The sequence below is a fragment of the Corynebacterium nasorum genome, assembly GCF_030229765.1.
Lineage (GTDB): Bacteria > Actinomycetota > Actinomycetes > Mycobacteriales > Mycobacteriaceae > Corynebacterium > Corynebacterium kefirresidentii.
Window position 1 is genome coordinate 1 of record NZ_JASPGY010000007.1, and the last position, 11,842, is coordinate 11,842.

The window sequence follows — 11,842 nt, forward strand, 5'->3', positions numbered from 1 at the left end:
ACTCAATCGGCATTCAAAAAGGCCAAATCTAACCCCCGCGACACGCCGAGCCAGACACACATTTTGACCCTTAACCCGAGCATGCAGGTAGAAAACTGAAAAAGCCCGAGCGCAAGGCTCGGGCACTTGGGGTGGCTGACGGGACTCGAACCCGCGACACCCAGGATCACAACCTGGTGCTCTACCAGCTGAACTACAGCCACCATCGCTGCTTTAAAGCAACGAGATATAGGTTAACTCACGCCGCCTAAATTACAAAAACGCCTGGTAATCTGCGGTGGTTTCCGCCTTTATCTGTTCCGCCTCGGGGGAGGTAGGGCCCTCATCGGTGCGGAAGACGCTGCGGCGGTAGAAGTCTAGCTCGCGGATGGATTCGATGATGTCCTGCAGTGCGCGGTGGACCATGCCTTTATCGGGCTGGTTGAAATAGGCGCGCGGGTGCCAGCGGCGGGCAAGCTCCTTGATGGTGGACACGTCGATCATGCGGTAGTGCAGGGCACTATCGAGCCGGGGCATATAGGTGCGGATGAAGGTGCGATCAGTGGCGATGGAATTGCCGGCCAGGGGAGCGGGGTGCTCCGGATCGCAGTACTCGTTGATGAGCGCAAGTACGGCATCTTCGGCCTCGCCGATGGAGGTGGTGGACTCGCGGATTTCTTTATCCAACCCGGAATTGGCATGCATCTCGGTGACGAAGGAATCCATCTGTGCCAGCTCCTCCTCGGTGGCGTGGACGACCAGATCGATGCCCTCTCCCAGGATGTTGAGATTGCCATCGGTGATGACGGCGGCGACCTCGACGATGACATGGCGCTCGGGGTCCAGGCCGGTCATTTCCAAATCGATCCAAACGAGGCGGTCGTGCTTTGCGGCAATGTCGGAATGTGGCATGCGGCCCATTCTACTCCCGCCTCCTTTTACCCCTAGATGGGGTACGGGCGGGGTTGTTCTGGAGGGGTGATTGTCACTGGGTAGGGCGGCCTTCCCGTGAGTGTGTTTCTGTTCTGCATAAAAATAATTGGTGATTTGCCTCATATCGTAGTGTGAGTTAGGGCATACTCTGGGTTATCGCTCTTCATTCGGGAGGTGCGACAGACTTAGGAGAGAGCAGATGGCAAACTTTCTCGATGCCCTCAATACCGTAATTTGGTCCCCTGTCTTGGTGTTTTTATGCCTCGGCGCGGGTATTTATTTCACCGTGGTGACACGCGGTTTGCAGGTGCGCTGCATTCCGGACATGCTCAAACAGATCGTGAACGGAGAAAAATCCGCAGACGGCGTTTCTTCCTTCCAATCCTTGATGGTCTCGCTATCTGGCCGCGTGGGTGTGGGTAATATCGCCGGCGTGTCCACGGCCATTGCCTTCGGTGGACCTGGTGCCGTGTTCTGGATGTGGGCAGTGGCGCTTTTGGGCTCGTCCACCTCGTTCATCGAATGTACGTTGGCCCAGATCTACAAGGAAAAGGACCAGGACACCGGCGAATACCGCGGAGGGCCTGCGTACTACATCGAGAAGGCCTACAAGCACACTAAAGCTGCACCCTTCATGGTGGTCTACGGAATCGTCTTTGCCGTCGCCATGATCCTGGCAACCAGCTACTTCCTTCCCGCAATTCAGGCCAACGCGGTAGCTGCCGCGGCCGATACCGCGTGGGGCGTGAACTCTACCTGGGCGGCCGTTGTCCTGGCGGGCATTTTGGCCATCATCATTATCGGTGGCGTGAAGCGTATTGCGAACTTCGCCACCATCGTCGTGCCCTTTATGGCGGTTATCTACATTGTGATTTCTGTGGTGGTCATGTGCATGAACTTCTCGCAGATTCCAGAGGTCTTCGGGCTTATCTTCAAATCTGCTTTCAATATGGAAGCCGGCTTCTCCGGCATGCTCGGCGCGGCCATCATGTGGGGTGTAAAGCGCGGCATCTACTCCAATGAGGCCGGTCAAGGCACCGGTCCGCAGTCCGCTGCAGCCGCTGAGGTTTCCCACCCAGCTAAGCAGGGCTTCGTGCAGTCCTTTGCGGTCTACGTCGATACGCTCTTTGTCTGTTCGGCTACCGCGTTCATGATCATTTCTACGGATATGTACACCGTCTTCCGCGGTAGCTCCGAGGATGGTGAAGTGGTCTACCACGGTTCGCTGCCAGAAGGCGTTGAGGTGGGGCCTGGCTATGTGCAGTCCGGTCTCGATAGCGTCTTTGCAGGATGGGGACCCACCTTCATCGCGGTCTCCATTGCCTTTTTCGCCTTTACGACGGTCCTAGCGTACTACTACATGTCCGAGGTTAACCTGACCTATTTCAACCGGTGGGTACGCTCCCGCGCTGCTCGCCGTGGCCTGATTTGGGTGCTGCGCGCGCTGATTATTGTCTCCGTCATCGTCGGTGCTACCACCAGCCCGGGGGCGGCGTGGGCGCTCGGTGATATCGGCGTTGGCACGACGGCATGGCTTAATATCATTGCCATCCTCTTCCTCCAGGTTCCTGCCATCAAGGCACTCAAAGACTATGAGAAGCAGAAGAAGGCTGGCAAGGATCCGCAGTTCGACCCCGAGGCCTTGGGAATCAGGAATGCAGACTTCTGGGTAGAGCGCAAACGAGCACGCGGCGAGGACAGCGTGCTCAAAAACAAGGATCTAGAAGACGCCGGGGCTTAGCCCATCTTGGCGTAGAAGCTGCCCACCAGCGGTGCAATTACCGGGGTGGGCAGCACTTGGCTGAGGGTATTCATAGCCTTCGACAAGGGCCCTGGCACCACGCGGCGCTGGTTGCGGCGCATCGCTGCAATTGTTTCTTGGGAGCAAGACTCATAGGTGGTCCACAAGAAATCCGGAACTACCTTGTCCACGATTGATTGGTCTTCTTCGGCGATAGTGGCCTCGCGCACTGGGCCGGGGGCGAGCAGGGTGCAAGATACGCCGGAGCCCTTTAGCTCGTAGTGTAGGGCCTCTGTAAACGCATTAACGCCGGCCTTGGTGAAGACATAAGTGGCGTTATTGGGAATGGGGATATTGCCCGCGGCAGAGCCGACATTGCAAATGGCGCCGCTGCGGCGCGGCAGCATGTGTTCCAAGGCGGCCCGCGTGAGGTGATGGACAGCAGTGCCATTGAGCTCAAACTGGGTGGTCTCGTAGGACCAGTCCTGGTCCATGAAGGGGCCGAAGCTGGCGATGCCGGCGGAATTAACCAGGATCGACACCTCGTGGGTGGCGATGGTGTCGGTTACGCGGGCGACGTCGTCAGCCACGGCGAGATCCGCCGGTAGGGCGATGGCGTCAATATTGTGGCGCTGCTCGAGCTCCGCAGCAATGGACTCCAGTAACTCGCGGCGGCGGGCCACGAGGATGACGTTATAACCCAGGGCAGCGAAATCCTGTGCCATGGCTTTGCCAATGCCTTGGCTGGCTCCCGTGACGAGGGCATAGGAGGTGCGGGAGGGGGCGGGAAGCGACATGGTTAATCCTTTCCGGGATGGGGCATGGTGAGACCTAGCGTAAACAAAAAGCCTTGAAGCGGCGAGAAACTCGGCGCCTCAAGGCTTCGCGCGGTGCCCCCAGCAGGATTCGAACCCGCGACACATGGGGTAGAAACCCACTGCTCTAATCCACTGAGCTATGGGGGCTTATGACCCACTCATAGTAGCCCACGACGGCGGGGAAACCTAAGCCAGGGTGCGCTGCGGGGCGCGCAGGATGTCTACCAAGTCTTGGGCGGCAGCGGTCAGCTCGCGATCCGTGCGGTAGGCCACGATGGCGTAGTAGTGCGGCAGCTCATCGGAAATTGGGCGGTTGATAATGCCCTGTGGCTGCACAGCAGGTGCGCAATTGGGCACGATACTTACGCCTAGGCCACTGGAGACCATGGGAATGGCGCTATTGAGGCTGGCTACCTCCTGGGTCCTTTCTGGCTTGAGGCCAGGGCGGCTATTCCACAGGTCGCTATAGAATTCTGCTAGCTCAGGAAGCTCGCGGCTGCGCGGCGGAATGAGCCAGGTTTCGCCGCGCAGGTCCGCGAGCGAGACGGGAGACTCAAGCCCTGCAAGGCGTTGGGGTAGGGCGACGGAGTAATCAAACGTGGCCACCTGGTGGATGGTGAGCTCGTGGGCGTAGCGGCGGAGGAAGGCTTTCGGGTCGGATGTCGGCAAAAGCGCTAGGTCTACCTGGCCATCCAGCAGGCGTTTGATGGCGGTGGCCGGCGCGGCGTCGTCCAGCGAGATAGTGGCAGTGGGGTAAATCCGCTTCAGTTCGGCCAGGGCGGAAGGGGTAAATTCCCAGTTCAAAATGGGGGCGGAGGCGAGGGAAACGGTGCTGGCCTTGTCGCCGGTGATTTCGCTGATATGGCGCTGGGTTTCGTTCAGTAAAGCGTCAACCTTGACGGCCGTTTCATAGACATAATCGCCGGCCTCCGTGGTGGAGACGCCGGAGCGCCCGCGCGAAAGGAGCTGGGCATTAAGTTCCTTTTCTAGCTTTCGTATGGAAAGGCTCAGGGACGGCTGGGTCATGTCGAGGGACTCGGCAGCGTGCGTGAAAGAGCCATTGTCTACAACGGCGCGAAAATAAAGAAGTTGACGGGTGTCCATAAGCTCCATCATGGCACATGTAAAGACAAAATGTGTGTTAGGTGGGGAACTAGGTTGCGCTATACAATGCGCACTATGGCAAATGAGCAGGTTAACAGTGTAAATAAAGCGGGGAAGAAACCTCGTTCTTCCTGGGGAATTTATGTCGCAGCGATGCTTATTGCCGGCTTGATCGCTGGTTTCATTTCCCTGTTTCTCCTCGCTGATTCCCTAGCGGCCCTGGGAATTCCGGACCCCGGCCGCATTACCACCTTTGGCCTGCCGCTCTTTCGCGGCTTGGCTTGGATACTCATGGCTTTGTCCATCGGCTCGTTCCTCGCCTCGTCGTTCCTCATTGCTCCGCGTGGAGACAACGCTGCGCTTATCGACGCCCCCTTGTCCGTCGACGGCCACATCGCCGCGCGCACAGGTACCTGGGCTTCCTTTGGTGTGGCGGCCGTGGGGCTAGTGGAAATTCCGCTCATTATGTCCGATCTCACCGGAGCGCCATTTTTTCAGGTATTTGAACCTTCCACTATGAAGATGGCGTTGACGGAAATTTCTACCACCATTGTGTGGGGAATCTCCGTACTCATCGCCCTTGTCGTGGGCGTTCTTGGCCTGTGCGGTCGTGGCTGGTCGATGCAGCCGGTGCTGCTTTTCTTGTCCATCTTGCAGGTTGTGCCCATCGGCATGGAAGGCCATTCCGCGGCTGGTGGTGACCACGACTATGGCACCAATTCGCTCCTGTGGCACTTGGTCTTTGTCATGCTGTGGGTAGGCGGGCTCATGGCGCTAATCGCCCATGGTCGGCGCCTTGGCCCCAATCTCGCCTTTGCGGTAAAGCGTTACTCCGGCATTGCCTTCATGGCCATTGTGGTGCTGGCAGTATCGGGCTTGATCAACACCCTCATCCGCATGAATATCTCCGATTTGGTGGATTCTGCCTACGGCATCATCTTGATCACTAAGTTCGTACTCACGATTTTGCTGGGAATCTTCGGCCTTGCTCACCGCGAGCTCACCATCCCGCAGCTGGGCAAGGATCCGCGCCTTTTTATCCGTATCGCCATTGTGGAAGTAGCGGTTATGGCCGGCACCATTGGCGTGGCCATTACGCTGGGTCGCACCGTGCCCCCAGCGCCGCGCGATCCGAACCTCAACTCGATGCAGATTTTGATGGGCTATGAGCTCTTTGAAAAGCCCACGGTGCTCAATGTGTGGACCATGTTCCGCTTTGACATCATGTTCGGCACCATTGGCCTGCTCTTGGCCGCGGCGTATGGCTACTGCGTCTACCGCGTGCATAAGCGTGGCCTGACGTGGAATAAGGGACGTACTGCATGGTTTATGAGCGGCGCGTTGGGTATGACCCTCGTGATGTCTACCGGCCTGGGACTTTATATGCCAGCGATGTACTCGATGCACATGTTGGTACATATGATTTTGTCGATGGCGGTACCGCTTCTGCTCGTCCTTGGTGCACCACTGACCCTGCTTATGGAGGCCTTTGAGCCTGGGCCAAAGGGTCAGCCGAGCCTGCATGACTATGCGCTGGCGGCCACCCAATCTAAGGTCGTCGCGTTTATTACCAATCCGTTTGTCAATCTCGTGCAGTACCTATTTTTCCTGTACGTGTTGTATTTGTTCCCGAGCCTGTATCAATTTGCCATCTCGGAACACGCAGGCCACCTCATTATGAACTTTGCGTTCATCGTTTCTGGCTGCTTCTACTTTTGGGAAATCATCGGGCCGGACCCGCTTCCCAATCGTCGATCTACCCCATTCCGCTTGGCCGTGCTATTCCTTTCCATGCCGTTCCACCTTTTTGCTGGTGTATATCTCATGCAGCTGCAAAGCGTGCTGGGTGCCGACTTCTATCAGTATTTGGACCTGCCGTGGGATCAGGATCTGCTCCAAGATCAGCGCGTGGGCGGCGGCATTGCGTGGGGCTTTGGCCAGTTCCCGCTGGTCATCGTCTTTGGCAAGCTCTTCCTGGATTGGCTGGGCGATGACCGTGCTACCGCCCGCCGCCATGATATGCAGGCGGATGCGGACGATGATGCCGAATTGGAACGCTATAACGCGATGCTGCAGGATATGGGACACGGCGATGAATCGAGCTTCCGCGGGCGCTAGCCTGTGGATAACCGTTTAAAAATCTCCCCAAACTCTGTCCTTCGTTGACGGATACAACAAGTTATTCACAGGGTTGGGGTCGCCGGCATGGTGTGGCTTGTGCGCGGGCATCAGGATGTGCAAACGAGCGAGGAAAACCACACTCGCCAACCCAACTATCCAGCAAAGGATTTTCTAGCACCATGTCCCAATACCCAATTACCTTGACCGGTCGCCTTACTCGCGACCCAATCTTGACCAAAACCTCCACTGGGGCCTATAAAGCCAAGCTGCGCGTCGCCTCCTCGCGCCGGATTCCGGACCGCCAAGCCGATGCCGGTGTGGACAATATGGAAGGGCCAAACGCCAAGGCCCCGCAGTGGCGCGACGTGGACCACCTTTATATCGACGTCGAGATGTGGAATCAATTCGCCATCAACGTGCGCAAATCCCTGGCAAAAGGCATGCCTCTAGTCATCGTGGGGTCTCTCGTTACCGAACAATGGCGTGATGACCAGGGTGCCGATCATTTCCGCACGTATATTAAGGCGCAGTACGTGGGCCTGGACTTGAACCGTCACGTTATCGGTACAAAGCGCCTCGTCCCGCAGTACAACCAGGAAAATATCGCGGTCCCAGAGCTGGGGGACAATGCTATCGAACCAGACGTGGACCACAGCCTGCCGTCGCAGCAGGCGGGGCAGGGAGACACCGCTGCCGATACCGCAGCGGACCGCTACCTTGCCGAACGAGCCGCAGCTGCACGCGGTGGGGAAGAAGATGCCTTCGACGCCGAAGTGGAAGAGGAGGCTGCCGAGGCAGAATCCGCCCCAGTGAACGCTTAAGCGTTTCCTCCCTGGCTTGATCGCCTCGGGCGTACCTGACCCGAGGCACTCGAGCGGTGGTTCTGATGTAGTGTTTGTGTAGATAAATACGTCTCCCAAATTTTTGCAAAGGGGTAAAAGTGGGCGAATTCATCTACACGATGAAAAACGTGCGCAAGGCAATTGGCGATAAGGTCATCCTTGACGATGTAACAATGGCGTTCTACCCAGGTGCCAAGATTGGCGTGGTCGGCCCCAATGGTGCCGGTAAGTCCTCCATTTTGAAGATCATGGCCGGCTTGGACCAGCCTTCCAATGGCGAGGCCTTCCTAGATCCGGGCGCCACCGTGGGTATCCTGCAGCAGGAGCCGCCGCTCAACGACGAGAAGACCGTGCGCGGCAACGTCGAAGAGGGCATGGGCGAAATCTTTGAAAAGAAGCAGCGCTTCGAGCAGATCGCCGAAGAGATGGCCACCAACTACAGCGATGAGCTCATGGAAGAAATGGGCAAGCTGCAAGAAGAGCTCGATGCTGCTGATGCATGGGAGGTCGACTCCAAGATTGAGCAGGCAATGGAAGCTTTGCGCTGCCCGCCTTCCGATGCCCCGGTGACCAACCTTTCTGGTGGTGAGCGCCGTCGCGTAGCGCTGGCTAAGCTCCTGCTTACCGAGCCGGACTTGTTGTTGCTCGATGAGCCTACGAACCACTTGGACGCCGAGTCTGTGCAGTGGCTGGAAAAGCACTTGGCTGATTATCCGGGCGCTGTCTTGGCCGTGACCCACGACCGCTACTTCCTCGACCACGTCGCGGGCTGGATTTGTGAGGTTGACCGCGGCAAGCTCTACCCATACGAGGGTAACTACTCCACCTACCTGGATAAGAAGCAGGAGCGTCTGGAGGTTGCCGGCAAGAAGGACGCGAAGCTGCGCAAGCGCTTGAAGGACGAGCTGGAGTGGGTACGCTCCGGTGCGAAGGCTCGCCAGGCCAAGAACAAGGCCCGTCTGGAGCGCTACGAGGAGATGGCTGCAGAAGCCGAGAAATACAAGAAGCTCGACTTCGAAGAGATCCAGATTCCTACCCCGCCGCGCTTGGGTAATAAGGTCGTGGAGGTCAAGGACCTGCAGAAGGGCTTTGATGGCCGCACCTTGATTAAGGACCTCTCTTTCACCCTGCCGCGCAATGGCATCGTGGGCGTTATCGGCCCGAACGGCGTGGGTAAGACCACCCTGTTTAAGACCATCGTTGGCTTGGAGCAGCCGGACGCCGGTTCCGTCGAGGTGGGCGATACCGTCAAGCTGTCTTACGTGGATCAGAACCGTGAGAATATCGACCCCGAGGCAACTGTCTGGGAGGTCGTCTCCGGCGGCCTGGATTATATTCACGTGGGCCAAAACGAGATGCCTTCGCGTGCCTACCTATCCGCTTTCGGTTTCAAGGGCCCGGATCAGCAAAAGCCGTCCAAGGTGCTCTCCGGTGGTGAGCGCAACCGTTTGAACTTGGCGCTGACCCTGAAAGAGGGCGGTAACCTGATCCTCCTTGACGAGCCGACCAACGACTTGGATGTGGAAACCCTCGGCTCGCTGGAAAACGCGCTCGAGAAGTTCCCGGGCTGTGCCGTGGTCATTTCCCACGACCGCTGGTTCTTGGACCGCACCTGTACCCACATCTTGGCCTGGGAAGGCAATGTGGAAGAAGGTCAGTGGTTCTGGTTTGAGGGTAACTTCGGCGATTATGAGAAGAATAAGGTCGACCGCCTTGGTGAAGAGGCAGCCCGTCCTTCTCGCGTGACCCACCGCAAGCTGACCCGCTAAGTAGCTGAAGCATTTACTGAGGAGAATGATGGCAACCCCAAGTGTGCACACGTATCGTATTCAAACCCGCTGGTCGGATTTTGATATGTACGGCCACATGATGAATGCAAACTACATCGAGCTCGCCCAGGAAGCGCGCTTGGCCTTTGCGAAGGAACATATCTATTCCAAAGGCCTTGACTTCATTGCGTTCGTGCGCCACCTCGATGTGGACTTCCTTCGCCCGATGGAGTTTAAGGACACCACTACGGTGGAGGTAGAAACTACCATTTCGCAGATTGGTACCACCTCGTTTACCACCACCCAGCAGGTCAAGGATGACCAGGGCGAGGTCGCGGCAACCGTGGAGTGCGTGCAGGTAGTCATTGATCGTCAGCAGCAGACTCCTCGTCCGCTGACGGAACAGGAAAAGGATATTCTGCAAAATACCGCGGCCAATTAACCGCGGAACGGAGCGAAGATGAGAAAGGCAGGGCCCGAAGGCATGGTCACCGAAACTCTAGAGATCGGAAGCGGTGGACCCGGCCTTCGGGCCCTTGTCACGCGCGCAGTTGGCTTGGATGCGGGTGCCTCGGTCCGCCTGCGCCAGCTGACTGACGACGTCGTCGATGTCTTTGTCACCACACCCTTCGAGGTGGTTGCCTCCCGCCGTGTGCAGGGCGTCGCGTCCCGCGATGGGGCAGTGGTTTCTGCGGCTACGCTGGCTGAGCAGCTCGACGAGCACGAATCGAGCGGAAAGTTAGATTTGGGACCTGCCCGCGATCCGTCGTGGCCTGGGGCACTTCCGCCGGCCACCGGCTACAGTGTGGTTGATACCTTGCCGGTTACAGTGGTGCGCGAGCTATCCGATAAAGGACAGCAGCTGACCCGGCAGTTTTCTGGCCCCATGGGCCCGCCGTCCAGTCTTTTGAATCAAACCGTCGTTACCGTAGAGGGCGATGGTGCCACGGTGGAAATTCCCATGCGCATGATTTTTGCTTGCACCAACTTGGGCCTTATCCCCGGATTTTCCGCCCCAATGGACGTGCCGCGGCACCTGCGGGTGGCTCAACTAAGCCGTTGGGTGCGTCTCGACGCCCCCTTTGGCAGCATCTACCGTTCTACTCGTCTGTCGCTGTTCTAGCTTCGCTGGCCTGCGAGATATCGGGCAGCCACGCGTCGGTTCTGTTTAATAGGACCGGTGCGCGCGTCTTGTTTGGCGAGATTGCCCGAAAGTGGTCCACATTAGGGGGAGGGGGCTTCTGACCAAATGGGGAAATACTCCTTTGAGCAGCACATTTACCTTATGGCTCGCTGCGTTGATACCCCCGCTTTGTGATTTTATGAACATAGCGCCGCACGCAAACGTGTCCTGCGTTACCCTTACGTGGTCGATGTAATTTACTCCACCCGCAAGGAGATTGTGTAATGCGTATTGCTGTGCCTAAAGAAATCATGAATAACGAGAACCGCGTGGCTCTTACCCCGAGCGGCGCTCAGACTCTCGTTCACGACGGCCACGAGGTCCTCATCGAGACCGGTGCGGGTGAAGGTGCGTCCTTCCCAGACTCCGAGTATGAGGCTGCCGGTGCCAGCATCGTTGGCACTGCGGAAGATACCTGGGCGCAGGCGGAACTGCTGCTGAAGGTCAAGGAGCCGCTCGAGTCTGAGTACCAGTACCTGCGTCCGGACCTTACCGTCTTTACTTACCTGCACCTTGCGGCGGACCGACCGCTGACTGAGGCGCTTGTTGAGGCCAATACCACCGCTATTGCTTATGAGACGGTCACCGACCGGCACGGCACGTTGCCACTTCTTACCCCGATGTCCCAGGTAGCAGGCCGTCTTGCTGCTATCGAGGGCACCCACCACCTGCTGTCCACCCAGGGTGGCCGCGGACTCTTGGTCTCCGGTGTTCCGGGCACCCAGCCGGCACGCGTCGTGGTCATTGGCGGTGGCCAGGTTGGCGCGTCCGCCGTTGCTATGGCCCACGGTCTGCGCGCCGAGGTGACAGTGCTCGACCTTGACCCGCACGTGCTGCAGCGCTTCGATGATCAATACGCTGGCGGTGTGCGCACCCTGATCTCTGATCCAGCCACCATTGACAAGGAACTGCAGGAAGCCGACCTCGTTATCGGCGCCGTACTTATTCCAGGCGCTGCCGCACCGAAGCTGGTGCGTGAGGAAACCGTAAAGAAGATGAAGAAGGGTGCAGTTCTCGTCGATGTGGCTATCGACCAGGGTGGTTGCTTCGAGAACTCCAAGAAGACCTCCCACGATGAGCCGACCTTCAAGGTGCATGACACCTTGTTCTACTGCGTGGCAAATATGCCGGGTGCAGTGGCCAATACTTCGACCCGTGCGCTGTCTTCTGCGACCCTGCCGTACATCCGTGCTGTGGCTAACGACAGCCTAGACGCCGCCATCAAGCGCTACCCAGGCCTGGAGGGTGGCGTAATGACTCGCGGTGGCCGTTTGGTCTCCGAGCCTGTGCGTAAGGCTTTTGACTGGGAAGACTAAGCATTGCGTTCGTAGTGCGCGCTAGATAAACCACAA

The 11,842-nt window shown here is 57.9% G+C and carries 10 protein-coding genes and 2 tRNA genes; 7 read left to right on the forward strand and 5 right to left on the reverse strand.

Going from position 1 to position 11,842, the window contains the following annotated elements; genetic code table 11:
* Window positions 1-127: 127 nt before the first annotated feature.
* Window positions 128-203, reverse strand: a tRNA-His gene (locus QP904_RS08040).
* A 49-nt stretch (window positions 204-252) separates the two neighbouring features.
* The gene (orn, locus tag QP904_RS08045) at window positions 253-900 is read right to left on the reverse strand and encodes an oligoribonuclease (protein WP_023020887.1); all 648 of its coding nucleotides are present in this window, start codon (window positions 898-900) and stop codon (window positions 253-255) included.
* A 211-nt stretch (window positions 901-1,111) separates the two neighbouring features.
* Between orn and QP904_RS08050 the strand changes: the two genes are divergently transcribed.
* A complete protein-coding gene (locus tag QP904_RS08050) occupies window positions 1,112-2,653 on the forward strand; it encodes an alanine/glycine:cation symporter family protein (RefSeq protein WP_023020888.1) in 1,542 nt (513 codons plus the stop codon).
* On the opposite strand, the gene cmrA is transcribed toward QP904_RS08050, so the two are convergent.
* The 3 genes from cmrA to QP904_RS08065 form a co-directional block, all read right to left on the reverse strand.
* Window positions 2,650-3,450 (reverse strand): mycolate reductase, encoded by an 801-nt coding sequence (gene cmrA, locus QP904_RS08055; RefSeq protein ID WP_239207933.1) that lies wholly within the window; start codon window positions 3,448-3,450, stop codon window positions 2,650-2,652. The two genes, QP904_RS08050 and cmrA, sit on opposite strands and share 4 nt — an antisense overlap.
* A 94-nt stretch (window positions 3,451-3,544) precedes the next feature.
* Window positions 3,545-3,618: transfer RNA gene (locus QP904_RS08060), tRNA-Arg, on the reverse strand.
* Window positions 3,619-3,657: 39 nt separating this feature from the next.
* Window positions 3,658-4,575 carry a LysR family transcriptional regulator gene (locus QP904_RS08065; protein WP_023020890.1) on the reverse strand — a complete coding sequence of 306 codons (918 nt, stop codon included), beginning with the start codon at window positions 4,573-4,575 and terminating at the stop codon, window positions 3,658-3,660.
* Window positions 4,576-4,641: 66 nt separating this feature from the next.
* Here QP904_RS08065 and QP904_RS08070 point away from each other — a divergent pair, with 66 nt between their 5' ends.
* The 6 genes from QP904_RS08070 to ald all read left to right on the forward strand — a co-directional run bounded on the left by QP904_RS08070 (window position 4,642) and on the right by ald (window position 11,806).
* Window positions 4,642-6,693 (forward strand): bifunctional copper resistance protein CopD/cytochrome c oxidase assembly protein, encoded by a 2,052-nt coding sequence (locus tag QP904_RS08070; protein ID WP_023020891.1) that lies wholly within the window; start codon window positions 4,642-4,644, stop codon window positions 6,691-6,693.
* A 182-nt stretch (window positions 6,694-6,875) separates the two neighbouring features.
* Window positions 6,876-7,517: a single-stranded DNA-binding protein gene (locus QP904_RS08075; RefSeq protein WP_239204949.1), complete on the forward strand. Its 642-nt coding sequence runs from the start codon at window positions 6,876-6,878 to the stop codon at window positions 7,515-7,517.
* A gap of 119 nt (window positions 7,518-7,636) precedes the next feature.
* Window positions 7,637-9,307, forward strand: coding sequence for an energy-dependent translational throttle protein EttA (gene ettA, locus QP904_RS08080; RefSeq protein ID WP_284835853.1), 1,671 nt, complete (start codon window positions 7,637-7,639; stop codon window positions 9,305-9,307).
* 25 nt (window positions 9,308-9,332) lie between these two features.
* A complete protein-coding gene (locus QP904_RS08085) occupies window positions 9,333-9,749 on the forward strand; it encodes an acyl-CoA thioesterase (RefSeq protein ID WP_034660154.1) in 417 nt (138 codons plus the stop codon).
* 42 nt (window positions 9,750-9,791) lie between these two features.
* Window positions 9,792-10,430: a DUF8185 domain-containing protein gene (locus QP904_RS08090; protein ID WP_238801149.1), complete on the forward strand. Its 639-nt coding sequence runs from the start codon at window positions 9,792-9,794 to the stop codon at window positions 10,428-10,430.
* Window positions 10,431-10,714: 284 nt separating this feature from the next.
* Complete coding sequence (gene ald / locus QP904_RS08095; RefSeq protein WP_284835854.1) at window positions 10,715-11,806, forward strand: alanine dehydrogenase; 1,092 nt, start codon at window positions 10,715-10,717, stop codon at window positions 11,804-11,806.
* Window positions 11,807-11,842: the final 36 nt, after the last annotated feature.